The organism is Dysgonomonas sp., from assembly GCF_035323175.1.
Taxonomy (GTDB): domain Bacteria; phylum Bacteroidota; class Bacteroidia; order Bacteroidales; family Dysgonomonadaceae; genus Dysgonomonas.
The window spans coordinates 62,051-83,236 of sequence record NZ_DAOKYH010000009.1; the positions used below are offsets into that span (position 1 = coordinate 62,051).

The window sequence follows — 21,186 nt, forward strand, 5'->3', positions numbered from 1 at the left end:
TGTTTTATGTTTTAAAACATGTTATTTTGTTGTAGCGTATATTGTACGCTAATAAATAATGCTATACTTTTGTATCGCGTATTAAATACACCACACGTAAAAGACTGAACTTAACAAAATTAATCCCTAATGTTTTAACATAAATATGAGAAATATAAATAAAGTAATATATACCGCTATCTTACTATCCTTATTGGGTAGTACAACTATATATGCGCAAAAGGTTGAGGCGCTAAAAAAGGATACGGTTGCAGCCGATGCTAAGGATGAAAAAAACATGATGCTGAATGCTAGCAGCAGTACAGGGCCTCGTACGGTAAATATCGGACTGCCTGCCGGCGTTGGCGGTACATCGGTTATGGAAAATGGACTACCTGTCTCTTACTTTTATTGGCCGGTTCTCCCCACTAGAGCATGGCGATTGGATGCTTCAACTATAGGTTTCGAAACTCTAAACTTAAATCAGACAGCATTGCGTACGGGAGATGTTGGCATTTCTATTGCTACGTATGATAATCTGGGGACAGATAGGGTATTTGGTAATTTTGACATTACCGGAAACCATTACGGCTTGATGAAAGCTACCGGTGCTATAAGTGCTCCGATCAATAAAAATGGACTTTCTTTTGCAGCAGGATTTTATCTTAATTATGATCCCGGAACATTAGACGTCCCTTTCAAAAAATACTATAATGACCAGACTCAAATGTTTAAAGGTGCATTGACCCAGAAGTATAACGGAGGCAGGGATAAGATCAGCGTTATGTATAAATATATGAATACAGGTGGAATATCTTTAGGATTCAGTCCCTTTTACTATAATGGGGATGGTAGTATAAAGGAAATTCCAGGTGTAAAAATCGGACGGTCTTCATTCTTTGAAAAATCAGGAAAAGTATGGATGAAAGACGTGTATTCAGGGAATATGATTGAAGAAGATATGTTTGACCAAAATAAATGGAAAACACATGAATTGTATCTTATCGGAGAAAACAAATTTGATAATAACTGGAACTTAAACTATACATTTAAATTGTCACAAACCAAAGGCTCTCAATTGATCCAGGTGCTGTTAGGTGCACACGATATCACAGGTTATAGCTATATGGATGGTACGCCTGTAAAAGGGAATGCCGGTATTCAGCATTGGCTCTTCTCTAATCCCGAAATGACTATAAAAACTCTATCAGGAGTTTTGAATCTGAATAAAAAGACCAATACGCATGATTTTAATATAGGCTTAATGGGGGCTATGTATAATCCGGGAGAATATTATACAAAAACCTCAACATATTATACAGACGTAAAAGAGAACCCTTCTAAAGTTGTTGATAACTCAAATCAGATATTTCAATTTGATCAATACGGTCAAATCAAAAGTATAGTAGGAAATGAAATGTACAATATAGGAACAGAGTACGATAGCGGATATGAAAGAAAACTGGCTTTATATTTTTCTGATAAATGGAATATCAGCCCAAATTTTAATGTGGGATATGGTGCGAGAGTGGAATGGCAAAAAGTTAAGGGAACTTATGCCCCTAGATATAATAAGAATGGAGATCTTTTGTCTGTAACAGCGCGTAATGCCGATGGGACTTTATCTAAAGACAAATCTAAATATAAAGCAATAAATGATGATTATCTGAATCTTGTTTTTAATGCTGATGCTCTTTATAAACTGACAAATAGCTTTGGTTTACTAGCTGATGCCGGATATAACAGGCAATCACCTCACTTGGAAAGCTATGCAGGTCAATACGAAGTAGATGCCAAGCAAAATACAGTATTAAGTGGAGGCTTAGGTTTATACTTCAATCACCCGCTGGTAGAGTTGGTATCGAAAGGTACTTTTATTAGTAAAAATAATTATGTTGGACGCATGGACCTGAAGTTAGGAAATGAAAGTGCTAACACGGTTATTTACTACGACATTCAAACACTGGGTTGGACGACGGACTTTATGTTTACGCCGTTTAAGTTTTTCGACAATTCTCTAAAAAACTTTAACCTTCACTTTTTAGTGACACTGCAAGATCCTGTTTACAAAAATTATTCGATCAATCCTAAGTTCCCGAGTGGAGCAATGCTTCCGGAGCCTGTAAAGTTTGACGATAAAAATGTTCTTGTAGTTTCTAAATTCTTACTCGAGATAGATCCTAGCTATTCATTCGGTATAGATAAAAATACAAACGCAAGAGTTTGGCTAAGTGGTCGTTATTATAGCAAGCAATATGCAAACCTGCCAAACAACTTATATTATAAAGGTCACTGGGAAACATTTGGAGGTTTGAATATAAACTACAAAGGACACTTCGATTTTTATGCCAATTTTGTAAACCTGCTTAATCAAGAAGGTATCGGCGGTACAATCGGAGGAACAGACCTATATAATCAAGAGCAGGCAAATGCAGTTGCCGGAACTATACAGGGTGCGACCTATATTCGTCCGTTTACAGCAGAATTTGGTATTAAGTACAGATTTTAATATAATATTTTAATAAATAGAGATTATGAGAAAAGTTTTATTATTAGCTCTTTGGGGACTATCCTTATGTGTGTATAGTCAAAACAAAGGCGATACAAAGATGAATCAGTTTATAGATAATCTGATGCAGCAAATGACGTTTGAAGAGAAAGTGGGGCAGTTAAATCTTGCAGCATCACCTGCTCTGATGACAGGGACTACTTTTACTGAGAATATAAATGAAAAGCTTACAAAAAGCCAACTCGGAGCTTTCTTGAATGTTATAAGCCCTGAAGAACAGAAAAAGGCGCAGGAAATAGTAACTACGCAAACACGCATGAAGATTCCGCTTCTTTTTGGATTGGATGTTATTCATGGCTACAAAACTATTTTTCCTATTCCGTTAGCTCTTGCATGTACATGGGATCCGGCTTTGATTGAGAAAACAGCACGCAGAGCTATTGTAGAAGCTACCAGTACAGGTATAAACTGGGTATATTCACCGATGGTAGATATCTCTCGCGATCCGCGTTGGGGACGTGTGGCTGAAGGCGCAGGCGAAGATCCGTATCTTGGCGGACTTGTTGCAAAAGCAATGATTAGAGGTATTCAAGGTGACGATCTGAGTGCTGATAATACAGCCATGGCATGCGTAAAGCACTTTGCCCTTTACGGAGCATCGGAGGCAGGTAAGGATTATAACACAGTGGATATGAGTCGGGTTCAGATGTTTAATTACTACATGGAGCCATATAAAGCAGCCGTAGAAGCCGGAACAGGAAGCTTGATGACATCATTCAATTTGGTAGAAGGAATTCCTGCTACAGGAAACAAATGGTTGCTTACAGATGTGTTGAGAAAACAGTGGGGCTTTGATGGTTTTATTGTTACTGACTTTACATCTCTCAACGAAATGATAGATCATGGTATGGGAGATCTGGAAACAGTAACCGGCTTAGCTCTAAATGCAGGAGTAGATATGGATATGGCCGGAGAAGCTTTCTTAACAAAGTTAGCCGGATTAGTGAAAAAAGGTGTTGTAAAACAAGCAGATATAGACGCGGCTTGTAGAAGAGTGCTTGAAGCTAAATATAAACTTGGTTTGTTTGAAGACCCTTTCCGCTATTTGAAACGTGTAGGAGAGCCATTGGTGACACCAGAATCGAGAGCTTTGGCTCGTGAAGCTGCCAGACAATCTACTGTTTTACTGAAGAATGCAAACCAAACTTTGCCTTTACAGAAAAAAGGGAAAATTGCTTTGGTCGGTCCTCTTATGGATTCACAATATGATATGATGGGTACATGGGCACTTACTGCCGATAAGAAATATTCGATAACACTAAAAGAAGGTATTAAAAATGCAGTGGGTGATAATGCTACTGTAGTATATGCGAAAGGAGCAAATATAGTTGATGATGAGTTTATCTTTGATAAGTCAAATTTTTATGGTTTCCCATTTGTATCCAAAGATCCTAAATCTCCGGAAGAATTACTAAAAGAAGCTGTTGAAGTTGCAAAACAGTCTGATGTTGTAGTTGTGGCTTTAGGTGAAGGAAATAGCCAAAGTGGAGAATCGGCATCAAGAACAAATATTGATCTTTTCGAAAACCAAAAAACATTGCTTAAAGAGCTTGTGAAAACAGGTAAGCCTGTAGTATTGGTACTGTTTAACGGACGCCCTCTTACATTAACTTGGGAAGATGAGAATTGTGCTGCCATCGTAGAGGCTTGGGCTCCCGGTAGTGAAGCGGGTAACGCTGTCGCAGATATCTTATTTGGCGATTACAATCCATCGGGTAAGATAACAATGACTTTCCCTCGTTCGGTTGGGCAAATTCCTATCTACTACAATCATATGAATACAGGTAGACCGTATGTGGAAGGCGGCCCTCATAAGTTTAAAGCAAATTATATTGACGAGGTTAATGAGCCGCTTTATCCATTCGGATATGGCCTTAGCTATACTACTTTCGAGTATGGTGATGTTAAGCTCAACTCAAATAAGATGAATGAGAACGGAAGTGTAGAAGCTAGTGTAACTGTATCGAATACAGGAAATAAAGATGGAAATGAAATCGTACAGCTATATATCAGAGATGAGGCTGCCAGTATTTCAAGACCGGTGAAAGAACTGAAAGGTTTTGAGAAGATATTCCTGAAAGCAGGTGAAACAAAAACAGTTAAGTTTACAATAACTGCCGATCAGTTGAAATTCTACAATAATAATATAGATTATGTTTGTGAGCCGGGTATGTTTGAAGTCATGATTGGAAAGAATAGCCAAGATGTAAAATCAAGTAAATTCGAGTTGGTGAAATAATCGATTCTCTTAAATATTATAATTATAACAGAAAAACACCTTCGGATGAATAGTCCGAAGGTGTTTTATTATTATTTTGAGGTTTCAGAGGACGAGGATGGAGATGGTCTGTTCTCAAATTCATACTTGTTTAGCCATACTTTATTCCACCCCAACAGTTTGCCGTCCACAAACCTGAGTTTATATATTCCCTCATCAAACGCTTTATAGCCCCAGACTATGACATTGTCTTTAGCTTCCACTACTTCATATTGATCTCCCATAATAGAGACAATTTGTTGTTGAGACATTCCTATGCTAATATTCCTGATGTTTTTGTCTGCATTTTTCATGCTATTGTATGTGCTACATGAAAACAGGAACATGCTGAAAGTAATTAAAAGTAATAGTTTTTTAGCCATAGCATTTGTTTTGATTATTTTAGAATAAAGATAAAAAAAGTCCGTATAATATTATACGGACTTTACATATTTTATTTGATTAATTAAAATCTTAGTATCCTCTGATAGCTTTGATTCCCGGAAGAACTTTACCTTCGATGAATTCAAGTAAAGCGCCACCACCTGTAGAAACATAAGATACCTCATCTGCAAGGTTGAACTTATTTACAGCAGCAACAGAGTCACCACCACCTACAAGAGAGAAAGCTCCGGCTTTGGTCGCAGTAGCAACAGCTTCAGCAGTTACTTTTGTTCCTTGTGCGAAGTTGTCGAACTCGAATACACCTACAGGACCATTCCAAAGAATAGTTTTTGAAGCCATAAGTACATCTGCAATTTCTTTTTCGCCTTTAGGACCTATATCTAATCCCATCCATCCGTCAGGGATAGCGTTAGCTTCTGATATTTCAGTATTAGCGTCGTTGCTGAAAGCATCGGCTATTTTAGCATCGCTTGCTATTACTAATTGTACGCCATTCGCTTTAGCTTTCGCTACAATTTCGTTAGCTAGGTCTAGCTTGTCATTTTCTACAAGAGAATTTCCGATCTTACCACCTGCAGCTTTGATGAAAGTAAATGCCATACCACCACCAATAACAAGATTGTTTACTTTATCCAATAGGTTTTCGATGATGTCGATTTTTGAAGAAACCTTAGCACCACCAATGATAGCAGTAAACGGACGTGCTGTATCTTTCAATACTTTTTCTACAGCGTCAATTTCTTTCTGCATCAGGTAACCGAACATTTTGTGTTCAGCATCGAAGTAATCTGCAATAAGAGCAGTCGAAGCATGTGCACGGTGAGCTGTACCAAAAGCATCATTTACATAAACATCCGCATAAGAAGCAAGTGTTTTAGTGAACTCTTTTTGGCTTTCTTTTATAGCCTTTTTTGCAGCAGCTTTTTCTTCATCGCTTGCATCTTCTGCCAAACCACGAGGCTTGCCTTCTTCTTCGGCATAGAAGCGAAGATTTTCGAGCAATAATGCTTCTCCCGGTTGAAGGGCAGCAGCTTTTACTCCGGCATCTTCGCCTACACAATCGTTTGCAAACTGTACATCTACACCAAGAAGTTTAGATACGTGAGCAAGGATATGTTTCAATGAATATTTTTCTTCTACTCCTTTTGGACGGCCAAGGTGAGATGCTATAATTGGGCTACCACCATCAGCTACGATCTTTTTTAGGGTAGGCATAGCCGCACGAATACGAGTGTCATCTGTGATGTTGAATTGTGCATCTAGAGGCACATTGAAATCAACTCGTACAAAGACTTTTTTGCCTGCAAAGTTGAATTTGTCAATTGTAATCATGATTTGTTTTAGTTAAATATAAATAATATTACTGATTATCAATGCTTTGTTCGGGGCTGCTGCCCATTTTAAAAAGTGATACAAATATACTAAATTCTGTGAGAGATATTTTATGAAAAAATGAAATTATAGTAAAATTTGACAGAATATTAATTTAACTCGAAGATTTGTTAATCCGAGTTTGCAAAAAAGATAAAACTTTAGTTCACTCATTTTATAGGTGATTAAAATGAGAATGTACTTCTCTATTTTCTATATTATATTTTTGAGATCAAAGGGTAAATCTTTCGCTTGGCTATAGTTCTTTTTGTACAATGCGTATCCGAAGATAATCTTTTCATAGTGTTATGATTGTTAGACTATAATTAAGGAATGGAAATATAAAAAGCTGATTTATGTTATATCTGCTTTTTGATATTTATTTCTAGGCCTTTAAATACTTCATTCTGCTTAATTTTTTTTAACTCCGAATTATCGCTTTTAAGATTTAACATTTCTATTTTTGTCGTGCTTACTAAAAATGAAGATCAATATAAACTCAAAATAGAAGAAAAATATGGCACATGTTGATATTCGGGAGCTTACCGAAAGAATTCAAAGCAAAAGTTCATTCGTCGAATCACTCACAATGGGAATGGATCGGGTTATTGTGGGCCAAAAGCATCTGGTAGAGTCGTTGCTTATCGGTCTGCTCGCTGATGGACATATATTGCTGGAAGGTGTTCCCGGTCTCGCAAAAACGTTGGCAATAAAGTCTTTGGCGTCACTTATCGATGCTAAATATAGTCGTATTCAGTTTACTCCCGATTTGCTTCCGGCCGATGTGGTGGGAACAATGATCTATAGCCAGAAAACTGAAGAATTCTTAGTGAAGCATGGGCCTGTATTCTCTAACTTTGTTTTAGCCGATGAAATTAACCGTGCTCCGGCAAAAGTGCAAAGTGCTTTGCTTGAGGCTATGCAAGAGCGTCAGGTTACTATCGGAGAGAAGACCTACAAGCTGCCGTCTCCTTTCCTTGTGATGGCTACACAGAACCCGATTGAGCAAGAAGGTACTTATCCGCTTCCTGAAGCTCAGGTTGACCGTTTCATGCTGAAGGTGGTGATAAACTATCCGAAGAAAGAAGAAGAAAAATTGATCCTCAGAAATAACCTCGCCGGAGATTATGGTAACCTTCAGCCGGTAATGAAAGCCGAAGAAATCATAAGTGCCCGTGAAGTGGTTCGTGATGTTTATTTGGATGAAAAAATTGAGAAATATATTGTAGATATAGTATTTGCTACTCGTTTCCCTGAAGATAACGGGCTGGCATCTTTGAAAGGTATGATCGGGTTCGGAGCTTCGCCACGTGCATCTATCAGCCTTGCCCTTGCTTCAAGAGCTTATGCTTTTATCAAACGCAGAGGATATGTGATACCTGAAGATATACGTGCAGTATGTCATGATGTATTGCGTCACCGTATCGGTTTGACATACGAAGCTGAGGCAAATAATACTACATCTGATGAAATAATAAGTGAAATCTTAAATAAGATCGAAGTTCCGTAATTAGAGCTAATAAGCGTAGCTTTTATGTACGCTTTGTCTAAGTTAAGAAACTTGCTATTTAGACTATATGCTAAATATGCTAATGGCTTTAAGAAAATATGGAAACAAGCGAATTATTAAAGAAAGTACGTCAGATAGAGATTAAGACCCGTGGATTATCCCGCAATATTTTTGCCGGTCAGTATCACTCTGCTTTTAAGGGGCGTGGTATGGCTTTTTCAGAAGTGCGAGAATATCAGTATGGAGACGATATCCGCGATATAGACTGGAATGTAACAGCACGATACAATAAGCCTTATGTAAAGGTCTTCGAAGAAGAACGGGAGCTTACCGTTATGTTGCTTGTCGACGTTTCTGCCAGTCAGGATTTTGGTACACACCTTTCTGTAAAGAGAGATGTCGTAACCGAAATTGCTGCTACTCTGGCTTTTTCTGCTATACAAAATAACGATAAGATCGGAGTAATCTTCTTTTCTGATAAGATCGAAAAATTCATCCCTCCAAAGAAAGGGAAGAAACATATCTTGTACATTATCCGCGAATTGATCAACTTTCAGGCAGAAAGTCCCAAAACTGATATGGGAATGGCTCTGAAATTTTTGACGAATGCTATAAAAAAGAGGTGTACAACCTTTATGATATCCGACTTTATTGATGTCAAAGATTATTACAATGCGCTCACGATAGCAAACCGTAAACACGATATTGTTGCATTGCAGGTATATGATTCTCTCGAAACTCAGTTGCCTAGCATTGGTCTTATGAAGATACTGGATGCAGAGACCGGAAGCGAACATTGGATCGACACATCGTCTCGTAAGGTCAGGCAGACGTATAAAGATTGGTGGCAGAAACAACAGGATAGTATGCAGATCTCATTCAATCGCAGCAAGGTGGACAGTGTATCGGTGCGTACCGATGAAGATTATGTGAAAGCATTGTTGGCTTTATTTAAAAAGAGAAGTTGAAAATAAAATCGATACATTGATATATGTTGAAATTGAAAAATATAATACTGCTTAGCTTATTCTTCTGTTTGAGTTTTGCGCTTCATGCACAAAAGTCGACCGTAAGGGCAACTATACAGCCGTCGGATATATTGATTGGTGAGCAAGCAGTTATAAATGTAGAAGTTATTGCCCCCAAAGGGAAGAATATTATTTTCCCTGCCTACAAGGACACTTTAATCAGGGGGGTAGAGGTTCTCGCGATGTTGAAGCCGGATACAACAATGACTGAGGTGATGACTATCAATCAGAAATACATTGTTACCTCATTCGACTCTACGCTGTATCATATACCTTATATGATGGTGATAGATGGCATAGATACCCTGAAGACAAATGATTTTGGGCTCAAAGTATCTGCTCCGCAACTGTCCGACTCTACATTGGCTTATCTCGAACGATTGAAAAATCATGAGACTGACTCTATCGATTTTGCTAAGCTTCAGATAAACGATATTAAGGATGTCCAATCTCCTCCATTTGTATGGCTCGACTATTTGGAATACTTGTATATACTTTTCTTGGCATCTCTTATTATATTATTGATCGCCGCCTTAGTTTATCTCTATTACAGGAAAAAGAAAAAAGGATATTATTTTACTCCTAAAATTGTATTGCCTCCTCACGTCGAAGCATTGCAGGGTCTTGATAAACTTAAGGATTCGAAAATGTGGCAGCGAGGTATGGAGAAAGAATATTATACCGAATTGACGGATATCCTTCGTAAGTATATTGGTCGTCGTTTTGATATTGCTGCTCCCGAAATGATATCGGACGATATTATTGCAGCTGTTCATCTGGTTACAGATACAAAATCTGCCACAGACGGACTTGCTCAAATTCTGAAACTGTCCGATCTTGTGAAGTTTGCAAAATATACACCTTTTGCCGATGAAAACGACCTTAGTTTGGTTAATGCATTCTTGTTTGTAAATCAGACCAAAATAGAAGAAAGACCTACATTGGAAGAACAGAAGGAAGGAAAAGAAGCGCAGGGAGAAACAAGTGCAACAGGAAATCAACATATGAATAATAAACAAAGCTAAAAGATACAGAAATGGAATATGCCAATCCGAAATATTTATACTTACTCTTATTGCTTATACCTCTTATTGGGTGGTATATCTTTAAGCTAAGGAAAATGCAGGCTACATTCAAGTTGTCTTCTGGCTATGCATTCGAAAAAGCACCGTCGACACTGAGGGTATATATGCGTCACTTTCCCTTTTTGTTGAGGGTAATTGCTATTGCCCTTGTTATAATAGTGTTGGCAAGACCTCAGAGTGTTAATTCTTCAGATATATCCAAGTCGGAAGGGATAGACATTATTATGGCGTTGGATATATCAGGAACCATGATGGCAAATGACTTCTCTCCAACTCGTTTGGAGGCGGCAAAAAAAGTTGCATCTGAGTTTATTAACGACAGGCAAAGCGACCGTATCGGTTTGGTCATATTTGCGGGCGAGAGTTTTACTCAATGTCCGTTGACTACAGACCACCGGGTACTTCTCAACTTATTGAGCGAAGTTAAATTCGGAATGATAGAAGATGGTACAGCCATAGGATTGGGACTAGCCAACTCCGTAAACAGGTTGAAAGACAGTCAGTCAAAATCTCGTGTTGTTATCCTGCTGACAGACGGATCTAACAACGCCGGACAGATTGCGCCGTTGACAGCTGCTGAGCTGGCCGCATCATACGGAATACGTGTTTATACCATTGGTATAGGTTCGAGAGGAACCTCAGTGGCACGTGTCATGACTCCGTACGGAATGCAATCGATGAATGTATCGGGCGACTTTGACGAACGCACATTGACCGAGATAGCCTCTAAAACGGGAGGTTCGTATTTCCGTGCTACGGACAATACCAGTCTGAGCGGCATATATGACGAAATAGATCAAATGGAAAAGTCTCATATAAGTGTAAATACTGTGACAAAGCGTAAAGAGCTTTATTTGCCTTTTGCAATTATGGCTTTAGTGCTGATCGGAGGAGAACTTATTCTGCGACGTACATGGTTGAGAAATATTCCATAAATAAAACAAGTGTAAGCATTAATTATGAGTGTATTTAAGTTTGCAAATCCCGAATTCCTATATTTGTTCCTTGCCATACCTTTATTTGTTATTGGCTTTATCTTATTGAATATAGCTAAACGTAAAAGTGTGGAAAAGCTGGGGACATTGTCTTTGGTGAAGAAAATGATGCCGGAACTATCGTTAAAACGTTCTTATCTTAAATTTTGGATAACGATGGTTGCAATAGGATTTGGTATCATCGTTTTGGCTCGTCCACAATTTGGGACAAAGGTTGAGAAAGTGGATAAAAAAGGAATAGAGTTGGTTATTGCTATAGACGTTTCTAATTCGATGATGGCGGAAGATATCAGCCCGAGCCGATTGGTAAAGGCAAAGCAAATATTGACTCGTATCATCGATGAACGTAAGAATGATAAGGTAGCAATTGTGGTTTTTGCAGGAGAGGCATTTATACAGTTACCTCTGACACCAGACAACCAATCTGCGAAGTTATTTCTTGAAACGATCAATCCGAGTCTTGTGCCTGTACAGGGTACTGCCATTGGTAGTGCTATAGATATGAGCATGAGTTGCTTCTCTAACGATGCGGATATAGATAAAGCTATTGTGCTTATCACAGACGGAGAGGGGCATGAGGGTAATGCAGAAGAGGCTGCTGCCCGTGCTGCGAGTAAAGGTGTGCATGTGAATGTAGTAGGAATAGGAACGGCAGAGGGTGCTATGATTCCCGAAGCTGAAAATTCACGAGATATAAAAAGAGACACACAAGGGCAACCCGTAGTTACCAAGCTCAATGAAGAAATGTGTCGTCAGATAGCAAAAGCCGGAGAAGGATTGTATGCGCATGCTGATAATTCTAACAGTGCGCTGAAAAGCTTACAGGCAGAGCTGGATAAACTACAGAAGAAAGAAATAGATGGTATTGCATATTCTGAATATGACGAAAAATATCAGATTTTTGCATGGGCTCTATTGGTTTTACTCTTTGTAGAGATTTGTATCTTCGAAAAGAAGAATAGAATATTCAGAAATATAAGGTTGTTTAAGTAAAATAAGTAATGCACGTTTTTTGTCATGCTAATTTAACGAAGAGCTTAGTCGGAGAGATATAAGATTTATTACTTTGTTTTGAAATGACATCATAATTGAATATCGACGAAATGAAAAAAATTATATTTATAACACTTTTTACCCTGATCGCAGTTAGTTTATCGGCTCAGAAAGAAGCCCGCAAGGCCGTTCGCTCAGGTAATAAGGCATATAAAGACCAACGATATGGTGCTGCCGAAGCCGAATATCACAAAGCGCTGAAAGATGATGCCGCATCGAAAGAAGCTTCATTCAATCTTGCAAATGCATATTACAAACAACAAAAATGGGATGATGCTTTGAAAGAGTATCAACATTATCTCACATTGGAGAATCAGAATCCCATCAAGATGAGTGCTGCTTGGAGTAATATGGGAAACACTTTCTTGAAAAAGAAAGCAAATGAAAAAGGACAAGGTCAACAAGCTCCTGTACCTCAGGGGCAGCAGCCCCAACAGCCCCAACAGCAGCAAGGTGACAATCTTAAAATGTCGATGGAAGCGTATAAAAATGCATTACGCTTAAATCCGAAAGATGACAATACACGTTATAATCTGGCTGTTGTACAGAAAATGATACAAGACCGACAAAACGAAGATCAGAATAAGGATCAAAATAAAGATCAGAACAAAGATCAAAAACAAGACCAAAATAAGGATCAAAACCAAGACCAGAATCAGAATAAGGATCAGAAACAAGACCAAAAAGATCAGAAGGATCAAAATCAAATGTCTCAGGACAATATGCAACAGATGTTGCAAGCTATAGAGCAAGACGAAAAAAATACTCAAGAACGCGTAAACCAAGCGAAGGCTCAGGAACGCAAGCAAAAGAATGAAAATAATAGAAAGCAGAATAAAGACTGGTAATAATGAAAAGAAGTAATATTCTCTCATTTCATCGGCTTTTAGTTTTGTTCTTCGCCTTATCTTTTTATATCTCTTTAGTAGGACAGGAGAACAAAGTGAGGATAAAAGCACCTGAAACGGTAACTGTTGGAGAGCAGTTTACAGTAGCTTATATTGTGGAAAGTGATAAGGAAGTGAAAGAACCTGTAATCATCAAAAATATGAATGGGTTTGAAATTCTTTACGGGCCTTCTTTGTCCGCATCAAGTTCTACCGTGTTTAAAAAAGGGAAGAGGGTACAGGCTTTTTCGGCTACATCAACCTATATACTTCGTGCACCCGAAAAGGGTAAGTTTTCTTTGCCACAGGCAGAAGTGAATATCGATGGTAAGAAGTATAAATCGGAAAGTTTTAAGATCGAAGTACGATCACTGGAAGAGAATATAGCTAAGGTGAAGGATGTAGATGCTTTTCTAAAAGTGGTAGCCTCCAAAACCAGTGTTAACCTCTCCGATACGTTAACCCTCTCTTATCGTCTGTATACAACGAAGGATATATATAAGATCGTGGATGCAGACTTTCCGTATCTGAATGATTTCTATTCAAGTGATATAACCCGTTTGAGACAGTCGCTTTCTGAAGAAGTAATAAACGGAAAAACATACAAAGTAGTGGAAATGCGAAAACTACTCTTGCAACCTCGCAAAATCGGAGAAATGGTATTGCCTGAGGGTTCAGTGACTGTTCAGTATTCGACTCCTACCGGACGTAAAGTAAGAGATATTTGGGGAGATGTATACGACGAGTCGGTGACTAACGACAAGGTGCTGAAAATAGATTCGGTAGTTATACGTGTTCAAGACTTGAAAGCTATATAAAGTAAAAATATTACTTTTGTGATAATCTTTAGAAAAATAAATTGAGAGAGTAATGAAGAGGTGTTCGTTTTTATTGATATTATTACTCATAAGTGTTTCAAAAATATTGGCCGATGACATCTCGTTTGTCATCAATGCTCCTGCATCTACCGTAAAAGGAGCTCAGATACAGCTGCAATATATATTGAAAGGAGGGAGTGGAAACAATATCCAGATTCCTGATGAGATAAGAGGATTTGATATTCTTTTCGGACCCTCTGTATCCCAGGTTTATAGCTCTTCTAATATCAATGGGAAAGTTAGCTCTGAGAGCAATACAACTTTCACCTATGTGCTGATGGCTAATGCTGAGGGGACATTTACACTACCTGCTGCGTCAATTAAGGCTAATGGTAAGAATTATAGGTCGGGAACGGCTCAAATAAAAGTATTGCCACCCGATAAGAACGCACAGCCTCAACAGCCGGGACGTAATCCTCAAGTTATTACTCAGACATCGAAAGAAGGAAATGTGAGTCCTGATGATGCATTTGTAAGAGCCATATTCTCTAAAACTAAAGTAAAAGAACAGGAAGCTGTTGTAGTAACATTCCGATTCTATACCGTACTTAATATCAGAGATGTTGGTAAAATACAATTCCCTGAATTTGAAGGCTTCATGACAGAGGATTTTGATATGGCCACAAACCGACAAATGACAGCTGAGCATTATAAAGGTCGAAACTACATGGCAATAGATGTAAAGAAGACCTTGTTGTTTCCTCAGCGATCGGGCAAGATAACTATTCCTTCGGGAACGATGGAGATTGTTTTTGAGGTTTCTTCAGGACGTAAAGTACAGACCTTCTTCGGTCCTCAGGATGTGATGACAGAAGCTAAGAAGATATTGAAAACAACACCTGTTACTGTCGATATTTCGGCTCTTCCGTTACAAGATAAACCTGCTAACTTTTCGGGAGCAGTGGGTGCATTTACGTTTACGCCTACTATTTCTTCACAGAAAGTCAAAGCGAACGATGCTGTAACCATCAAGCTAAATATCTCGGGTACAGGTAACCTGAAGCTTATAAAGAATCCGGAAATAAAATTCCCTAAGGATATAGAGACTTACGATCCTCAGGTGAAAAACGATTATAAGTTGACTGAGAACGGTTTGTCGGGTACAAAGACGATAGAATATATGTTTATCCCTCGCTATCCGGGTAAGTTTACTATTCCTCCTATCGAATTTTCATATTTCGATACACGTACCAATACTTACAAAACAGTATCTTCTCCATCTTACGAATTGGATGTAGATAAAGATCCGAATGCAGGAAAGAATGTATCAACAAGCTATTCTAATCAGAAAGAACTGGAGATAAATCAGGATATACGCTATATAAAAACAGGCAGCTACTCGTTTAAGAATCCGAACGATTTCTTTGTCGGCTCTCTCTCCTATGTTCTTTGCTATCTCATCCCGCTTGCATTGTTTATTATCTTCTCGATTATATATAGGAAGCAAATACAGGCAAATGCAGATATTGCGTTGATGCGTACCAAGAAGGCAAATAAAGTTGCAACTAAACGCCTGAAACTTGCTAAACAATATTTGCTTACACATAAAAAAGATAATTTCTACGAAGAGATACTTCGTGCTGTGTGGGGATATCTGAGCGATAAACTGACTATTCCGGTAGCTGATCTTAATAGAGAGAATATTGAAACAGAGCTTCGCAAATACGGCGTTGGGGACGATATAATAGGAACGTTTATAAATATACTCGATACTGGAGAGTTTGCACGTTATGCTCCGTCAGAATCGGATGATGCGATGGATAAGCTCTATAACGACACGGTAGATGCTATCGGTAAAATGGAAAATACAATCAAAAAAATAAAATAATGATGCGTGAGATGAAACGAGTCATATTATCATACATATTCTTCCTTTTTGTATTCGCTATATCTTCATATGCACAAGATACAACCAATGTAAAAGTAGATAGTGCAACTGTGAAGCCTTCTGCTACGATTGCAGACAACAAGAGCGGTGATAATACTGTATTTGATAAAGCGAACGAGTTATACAATAGCGGAGACTTCCGCAAAGCAATAGGTTTGCTGGAAAACGAAAAGAATGAACAAAAGAAACAGGGGTTAGAGTCTGCGGAATTATATTATAACCTTGGTAACTCATATTATCGGGTTAATGAAATTGCAAAAGCCCGTCTATATTACGAAAGAGCACATTTGCTCGATCCGGGAGACAGGGATACGAAGCATAATATAGATTATATTATGACTAAGATTGAAGATAAGATTCCTGTTGCTGATACTTTCTTTCTTAGCATCTGGTTCAATGGAGTGCAAAATCTATTTAGCTCAAATAGCTGGGCGAATATCGGTGTTGTTTCATTTCTCCTATTGATCGGCTGTTTGGTGTTATTCTTCTTCACGAAACTGATTACGATTAAAAAAATAGCTTTTTATACCGGCATAGTATTCATTATAGTCGTTATATTTGCCAATGTGTTTTCGTTTAGGCAAAAGAGCCGCTTGGAATATCGGGACACAGCGGTAGTAATGGCTGCTTCGGCTCCTATGGTTAGTTCTCCCGATATAAATAGCAAAGAGCTTACAGTATTGCACGCAGGAACGAAGGTATCGATAACAAAAGAAGATCGTAACTGGCTTGAAGTAGAAATAGATAATGGTACAGTGGGCTGGATACAGCGCGATAAACTGGAAATAATCTGATTTCTTTTCTTCCATTTATATATTTATATGAGAATATTATTTTAATGAGTTTAGTAGAACGAATTTTACCCTATGAGAGGAATCTCTTTTTGTGGCTTAATGATCAGCATACCTCTTATTGGGATGTTTTTATGTGGATATATAGCGGCAAGCTTGTATGGCTTCCACTCGCAATCGTTGCAATAGGTGTTTTTGTCTACAAAATAAAATGGAAAGAGGCACTTCTATTATTACTCTGTGCCGTTTTGGTTGGCGTGCTTTGTGACTATGTCTCTTCTTCTCTAATAAAGCCCTTTTTTGAACGTCTCAGACCTACCCATCATCCCGACTTTCAGAACTATGTAGACACTGTCCGTAATTACCGGGGAGGAAAGTATGGGTTTATATCCAATCATGCCGCTAATGGTTTTGGTATTGTCGCTTTTACATCTCTACTTTTCAGATATAAATATTATACAATCACCGTTCTTTTATGGGCATGCATAACAGGGTACTCCCGAATATACCTTGGAGTGCATTTTGTATCCGACGTTGTTGGAGGTGCAATATGGGGTGCATTGGTCGGTATTTCTATGTATTATGTTTATTTAACCTCACGCAGGTATATCTTAAAAGTTCCTAAAGAAGAACTGAAAATTCCTGTCTACACAAAAGTTAGGGCTCAGATACTAATGTGCACGATTTGGGTTCTGGTGATTTCGATCGCCATTTATAGCGCAGTATTTAATATTCCCACATAAAATCCATTGTTTTTCAAAAAAGAATTTTATAACTTTAGAACATATTCCTAATCATTTACCATTTAAAACTTAGAGAGTATGACTAGAGTTATCAGATTTGCAGAGCTAAGAAGGATTAAGGACACCTTACCGGATGGAAGTATACACCAAATAGCAGAAAAGTTAGAACTCCCGGTGGAAACTGTATGGAACTACTTTGGCGGATATAGTTACGAAAAAGGTCAAAGCTGCGGAATTCATATAGAACCGGGCCCGGATGGAGGATATGTCTCTATTGATGATACCACTATTTTGGATATGGCTTTAGAAATGATGGAATCAAGGGAGGCCTAAGAGAATAAGAGAGATGAATACGCCAGAAAGTGTTCATCTCTTTTCAAATATATCCGAACGTTTTTAGCTGCGAACATGATAATTTGCAATACTGAGAAAAAACGATTACAAAATTTGTACAAGAAATTATATAAATATGCCGATTATGGAAGATAAATTAGTAACACTAGCTATTCATACAAATGAAAAAGCCCAAATATTAAAACATGTATTGGAAGGTGAGAACATTGAAGTACATATCAATGATGTAGATCTTGATAATCCCGGAGTATCGGCCGGAGTTCGTATCCGAATAAAAGAATCTGATCTTCCTAAGGCGTTGAGTGTTGTAGAAAGTCGCCATCTGTTTAGCTACGATGAGGAAGAAACATATCGTACCGATGATGGACGCCAAAGGATTTTAATACCTGTGGACTTCTCCGATTACTCTCTTAAGGCTTGTCGTATCGCTTTCAATCTCGCTCGTGAGCTGGGTGCAAAGGTCAAAATACTCCATGTGTATTTCAATCCTTATTATCCTACTGCCCTTCCTATGGCAGAGGCTTTTGCCTATCAAGGGAAAGAGGAAAAGGAATTTCAAAACATAATAGAGAAAGTAAAAGAAAATATTCAACGTCTCTGCAATACCATCGATAAGAAAGTCTCTGAAGGCGAATTTCCGTCAGTGAACTACTCTTATGTGCTTAGAGAAGGTTTGCCTGAAGAAGAAATTGTGACATTTACAAAGGAATATAAGCCATCAATCATCGTAATGGGCACTAGAGGGAAAGACCAGAAGGATGCCGACCTGATAGGTAGCGTAACAGCCGAAGTGATAGAAATGACACATGTGCCGCTGATAGCCATTCCCGAGAATACTCCGTTTAAGGATTTCAAGGATGTGAAGCATATTGCGTTTCTTACAAACTTTAGCCAAAGAGACCTTATTTCGTTCGACTTGTTAGCTAAATTATTACAACCTTATCAGGATATCCGTATCTCTTTGACTCATATTGCTGTGAAGAAATCGGATCAGTGGGACGAAATTAAACTTCAAGGTATTAAAACGTACTTCTCGAAGCAGTATCCAAATCTGAATCTCGATTATAAGCTCATCGATACTTCCGATATGCTGAAAAGCCTTGACGAATATATCAAAGATGATGGAATACAGGTATTGGCACTAACAACCAGCAAACGCAATATATTTGCCCGGATGTTTAGTCCTAGTATCTCCCGCAAGATGTTGTTCCACTCAGATACTCCGTTATTTGTATTGAGAGGGTAGAGCGGCTTGATAAGACATATAGTTGTACTTTATATATCTATCCGTATCTCTGAAAAGATACGGATAGCTTTTTTAAAATAGAGCTTATGCTATTCACTCACCATACTTTCGATAATTCTTCTAAGATTTTATCATTTCCGGGATATCCTGTAGTTTCAAAAACTTTCTTACCGTTCTTGTCAAAAATCATATAGGTTGGAATTCCATCTATATTATATTTCTTTTCCAAAGCACCCCATTGTAGATCTGTAAGGTAATAATGTAGACCACCGATCTCAGGCAGCATGCTTGTCCATTTACCCTTAGGCGATGTTTCTCCCGAAATATATACAGAAACAACCCCTTTCTCTTTCATTTGAGGTTTTATTGGTTTTATTGTTTTCATAGCCATCAGGCACGGGCCGCACCACGTTGCCCAAAAATCGACAAAAACAACTTGTCCTTTGTATTTAGCAATAATAGATTCCAGTATTTTATCATTTGTCACAACCGGTGTTGATTCAATCATAAACCCACCCTTTGCCAATGCTTCTTCCTGTTCTCGCTTACTTTTTTCAAAGATTTGTGTATATACCTCTTTATAATACGGTGTTGAAGCTTCAGACAATTTCTTTTCATCATTTGACGTTAGTTCTTCCAAAAGAAAACCTTTCTTTATTATTTTTGAAACCTTTTCCATGTCTTGGAAATATCCGGATTTGGTATCTGTTATCTCTTCGATACTTAAATCAGCAGGTTTACTATTCAGCAAGCTTAATACCGTATAACTAAGATCATCAGAGTAAACCAACATCGGGTCATTAAGATTTACTTTTTTAAGAGCAAGAAAATCTTTTTCTGTTGCTTTAGGAAGAGTTTTTTCAACAGGTTTATTCCAATCCAGTTTGTTCTTTTTGCGATAGCTCAATTCGTATACTCTGTGTTTCAGGGATATATTGTTTATAAGAGAACTTTTTAGATTATACTTCACAATTTGCTTCATAGCTTGAGGCAGGTCTGATTTTTCAACTTTCTGTATCTTTTCGTCATAAAGCCCAAAGATGTAATCAAGGTACTGCTCGCTGTCCATGTCCAGAATTGCCGGATCGCTAAGATCCCAATATGCATGCAACATAAAATTATAAGCAATCACAGAATCTTTGTATTGTAAAAGCTGTGTATTCAGCTCGGATAATCCGCCGGTGAATCCTCCGAAAGCTAAATCCGGCTGCGGGTTATAGCGAGAATTCCGTTTTGAGAAAGCCGTCGCATCATAATACACTTCCATATCTTCTCCCGGGTTGAGTATTACCTTTATCGATATATTATTACAAAAAAGATATCCTGTGGATGTAGAATACAGGTCTATATCGAAAGTGTATTTCCCATCTGATTCTTTTTTCCCTGCAACTTCATCCCTTTCCTGTGCAATTATATTTTCTACGCTAAGCTCGGGTTCGCCTATTGCATACCCATCTTTTAACCCTGTCAGGTATAAAGTCACTTTTGTCCTGCCGGACTTAAATACAGGCTCCGGTAGCTTGTAATCTTTATTGGTTTTATAATTCAATACATTATCAGGTAAAGAGGGTTTATAAGCTTTAGCTTTTCCTGTAAGGTCTATATCCCATATCTTGAAACAATTATCACAATCAGATTCAATAAAGTCTATTGTTTTAGTTCCTTTTGGTATCGGCGGAAAGAATAGTGTAAAATGAGTCTCGCCACTCTCGGGCATCCAATGCTCTTTATTGAGTTCTATGCTATCTGCTCCTGTTATTATATACTTTTTTCCATCAGCTTGAATATATGTGGCCGAATCTATCCGAATCCAGGTTTCCGGATAAGAATAAGCATCTATATACAAAATTGTGGCCGAATCAGTCAGGATGATCTTGTCTATCTCAATCGTTTTTGTATTCTTTAATCCATACACAGGTCTTTCTATTATTTTAGGACCGGGTTTTGTACACTGGGTTATAGATAAACTCAAAAGAAGGAGAAAAAATAAATAAATTGTTTTCATGGTATTGTTATTATGATAGTTAGCAATACAAAAGATTTTCCTAAGTTAGTTAAATAATCCAGACTAGAATCATTTGTAATAAACTATGTCATGAATAATGAGATATATTCTTTGCTATTTTTATTACTTTTGGAATAAAATA

At 37.9% G+C, this 21,186-nt stretch carries 17 protein-coding genes; 14 read left to right on the forward strand and 3 right to left on the reverse strand.

The features are described 5' to 3' along the window. Window positions 1–145: 145 nt before the first annotated feature. Window positions 146–2,488: a hypothetical protein gene (locus PKC55_RS11645; protein ID WP_291126043.1), complete on the forward strand. Its 2,343-nt coding sequence runs from the start codon at window positions 146–148 to the stop codon at window positions 2,486–2,488. 25 nt (window positions 2,489–2,513) lie between these two features. Beyond that, the gene (gene bglX, locus PKC55_RS11650) at window positions 2,514–4,787 is read left to right on the forward strand and encodes a beta-glucosidase BglX (RefSeq protein WP_291126041.1); all 2,274 of its coding nucleotides are present in this window, start codon (window positions 2,514–2,516) and stop codon (window positions 4,785–4,787) included. A gap of 71 nt (window positions 4,788–4,858) precedes the next feature. Here the strand turns inward: bglX and PKC55_RS11655 are convergent, their stop codons facing one another. Continuing rightward, entirely contained in the window at window positions 4,859–5,188 is a 330-nt protein-coding gene (locus PKC55_RS11655) for a hypothetical protein (protein WP_291126039.1), read from the reverse strand. A gap of 91 nt (window positions 5,189–5,279) precedes the next feature. Further along, on the reverse strand, window positions 5,280–6,542 hold the full coding sequence (locus PKC55_RS11660) for a phosphoglycerate kinase (RefSeq protein WP_135103471.1): 1,263 nt from the start codon (window positions 6,540–6,542) through the stop codon (window positions 5,280–5,282). A 556-nt stretch (window positions 6,543–7,098) separates the two neighbouring features. On the opposite strand from PKC55_RS11660, the gene PKC55_RS11665 reads away from it, so the two are divergent. The 12 genes from PKC55_RS11665 (at window position 7,099) to PKC55_RS11720 (ending at window position 19,039) form a co-directional block, all read left to right on the forward strand. Next, the gene (locus tag PKC55_RS11665) at window positions 7,099–8,091 is read left to right on the forward strand and encodes an AAA family ATPase (RefSeq protein WP_296949238.1); all 993 of its coding nucleotides are present in this window, start codon (window positions 7,099–7,101) and stop codon (window positions 8,089–8,091) included. Between the two features lie 98 nt (window positions 8,092–8,189). Continuing rightward, complete coding sequence (locus tag PKC55_RS11670) at window positions 8,190–9,059, forward strand: DUF58 domain-containing protein (RefSeq protein ID WP_324373124.1); 870 nt, start codon at window positions 8,190–8,192, stop codon at window positions 9,057–9,059. Window positions 9,060–9,082: 23 nt separating this feature from the next. Continuing rightward, window positions 9,083–10,144 carry a hypothetical protein gene (locus PKC55_RS11675; RefSeq protein WP_324373126.1) on the forward strand — a complete coding sequence of 354 codons (1,062 nt, stop codon included), beginning with the start codon at window positions 9,083–9,085 and terminating at the stop codon, window positions 10,142–10,144. Between the two features lie 11 nt (window positions 10,145–10,155). Beyond that, the gene (locus PKC55_RS11680) at window positions 10,156–11,139 is read left to right on the forward strand and encodes a vWA domain-containing protein (protein ID WP_135103478.1); all 984 of its coding nucleotides are present in this window, start codon (window positions 10,156–10,158) and stop codon (window positions 11,137–11,139) included. Window positions 11,140–11,163: 24 nt separating this feature from the next. Next, complete coding sequence (locus tag PKC55_RS11685) at window positions 11,164–12,192, forward strand: vWA domain-containing protein (RefSeq protein WP_135103479.1); 1,029 nt, start codon at window positions 11,164–11,166, stop codon at window positions 12,190–12,192. A 110-nt stretch (window positions 12,193–12,302) separates the two neighbouring features. Further along, a complete protein-coding gene (batC, locus tag PKC55_RS11690; protein WP_291028930.1) occupies window positions 12,303–13,100 on the forward strand; it encodes a TPR repeat aerotolerance protein BatC in 798 nt (265 codons plus the stop codon). A gap of 2 nt (window positions 13,101–13,102) precedes the next feature. Beyond that, on the forward strand, window positions 13,103–13,957 hold the full coding sequence (locus tag PKC55_RS11695; RefSeq protein WP_324373129.1) for a BatD family protein: 855 nt from the start codon (window positions 13,103–13,105) through the stop codon (window positions 13,955–13,957). A gap of 52 nt (window positions 13,958–14,009) precedes the next feature. After that, entirely contained in the window at window positions 14,010–15,845 is a 1,836-nt protein-coding gene (batD, locus tag PKC55_RS11700) for an aerotolerance protein BatD (RefSeq protein ID WP_135103485.1), read from the forward strand. 11 nt (window positions 15,846–15,856) lie between these two features. Beyond that, a complete protein-coding gene (locus PKC55_RS11705; protein ID WP_291126632.1) occupies window positions 15,857–16,699 on the forward strand; it encodes a tetratricopeptide repeat protein in 843 nt (280 codons plus the stop codon). A 44-nt stretch (window positions 16,700–16,743) separates the two neighbouring features. Beyond that, the gene (locus tag PKC55_RS11710; protein ID WP_006844561.1) at window positions 16,744–17,439 is read left to right on the forward strand and encodes a phosphatase PAP2 family protein; all 696 of its coding nucleotides are present in this window, start codon (window positions 16,744–16,746) and stop codon (window positions 17,437–17,439) included. Window positions 17,440–17,517: 78 nt separating this feature from the next. Continuing rightward, window positions 17,518–17,772 (forward strand): DNA-binding protein, encoded by a 255-nt coding sequence (locus PKC55_RS11715; protein WP_135103488.1) that lies wholly within the window; start codon window positions 17,518–17,520, stop codon window positions 17,770–17,772. Window positions 17,773–17,917: 145 nt separating this feature from the next. Then, the gene (locus tag PKC55_RS11720; protein WP_006844563.1) at window positions 17,918–19,039 is read left to right on the forward strand and encodes a universal stress protein; all 1,122 of its coding nucleotides are present in this window, start codon (window positions 17,918–17,920) and stop codon (window positions 19,037–19,039) included. A 97-nt stretch (window positions 19,040–19,136) separates the two neighbouring features. On the opposite strand, the gene PKC55_RS11725 is transcribed toward PKC55_RS11720, so the two are convergent. Beyond that, on the reverse strand, window positions 19,137–21,044 hold the full coding sequence (locus PKC55_RS11725) for a TlpA family protein disulfide reductase (protein ID WP_291126629.1): 1,908 nt from the start codon (window positions 21,042–21,044) through the stop codon (window positions 19,137–19,139). Window positions 21,045–21,186: the final 142 nt, after the last annotated feature.

Bases quoted from the DNA above. Each gene is read 5' to 3' on its own strand.
- PKC55_RS11645 (WP_291126043.1), top strand. From the start codon at position 146: ATGAGAAATATAAATAAAGTAATATATACCGCTATCTTACTATCCTTA.
- bglX (WP_291126041.1), top strand. From the start codon at position 2,514: ATGAGAAAAGTTTTATTATTAGCTCTTTGGGGACTATCCTTATGTGTG.
- PKC55_RS11655 (WP_291126039.1), bottom strand. From the start codon at position 5,188: ATGGCTAAAAAACTATTACTTTTAATTACTTTCAGCATGTTCCTGTTT.
- PKC55_RS11660 (WP_135103471.1), bottom strand. From the start codon at position 6,542: ATGATTACAATTGACAAATTCAACTTTGCAGGCAAAAAAGTCTTTGTA.
- PKC55_RS11665 (WP_296949238.1), top strand. From the start codon at position 7,099: ATGGCACATGTTGATATTCGGGAGCTTACCGAAAGAATTCAAAGCAAA.
- PKC55_RS11670 (WP_324373124.1), top strand. From the start codon at position 8,190: ATGGAAACAAGCGAATTATTAAAGAAAGTACGTCAGATAGAGATTAAG.
- PKC55_RS11675 (WP_324373126.1), top strand. From the start codon at position 9,083: ATGTTGAAATTGAAAAATATAATACTGCTTAGCTTATTCTTCTGTTTG.
- PKC55_RS11680 (WP_135103478.1), top strand. From the start codon at position 10,156: ATGGAATATGCCAATCCGAAATATTTATACTTACTCTTATTGCTTATA.
- PKC55_RS11685 (WP_135103479.1), top strand. From the start codon at position 11,164: ATGAGTGTATTTAAGTTTGCAAATCCCGAATTCCTATATTTGTTCCTT.
- batC (WP_291028930.1), top strand. From the start codon at position 12,303: ATGAAAAAAATTATATTTATAACACTTTTTACCCTGATCGCAGTTAGT.
- PKC55_RS11695 (WP_324373129.1), top strand. From the start codon at position 13,103: ATGAAAAGAAGTAATATTCTCTCATTTCATCGGCTTTTAGTTTTGTTC.
- batD (WP_135103485.1), top strand. From the start codon at position 14,010: ATGAAGAGGTGTTCGTTTTTATTGATATTATTACTCATAAGTGTTTCA.
- PKC55_RS11705 (WP_291126632.1), top strand. From the start codon at position 15,857: ATGAAACGAGTCATATTATCATACATATTCTTCCTTTTTGTATTCGCT.
- PKC55_RS11710 (WP_006844561.1), top strand. From the start codon at position 16,744: ATGAGTTTAGTAGAACGAATTTTACCCTATGAGAGGAATCTCTTTTTG.
- PKC55_RS11715 (WP_135103488.1), top strand. From the start codon at position 17,518: ATGACTAGAGTTATCAGATTTGCAGAGCTAAGAAGGATTAAGGACACC.
- PKC55_RS11720 (WP_006844563.1), top strand. From the start codon at position 17,918: ATGGAAGATAAATTAGTAACACTAGCTATTCATACAAATGAAAAAGCC.
- PKC55_RS11725 (WP_291126629.1), bottom strand. From the start codon at position 21,044: ATGAAAACAATTTATTTATTTTTTCTCCTTCTTTTGAGTTTATCTATA.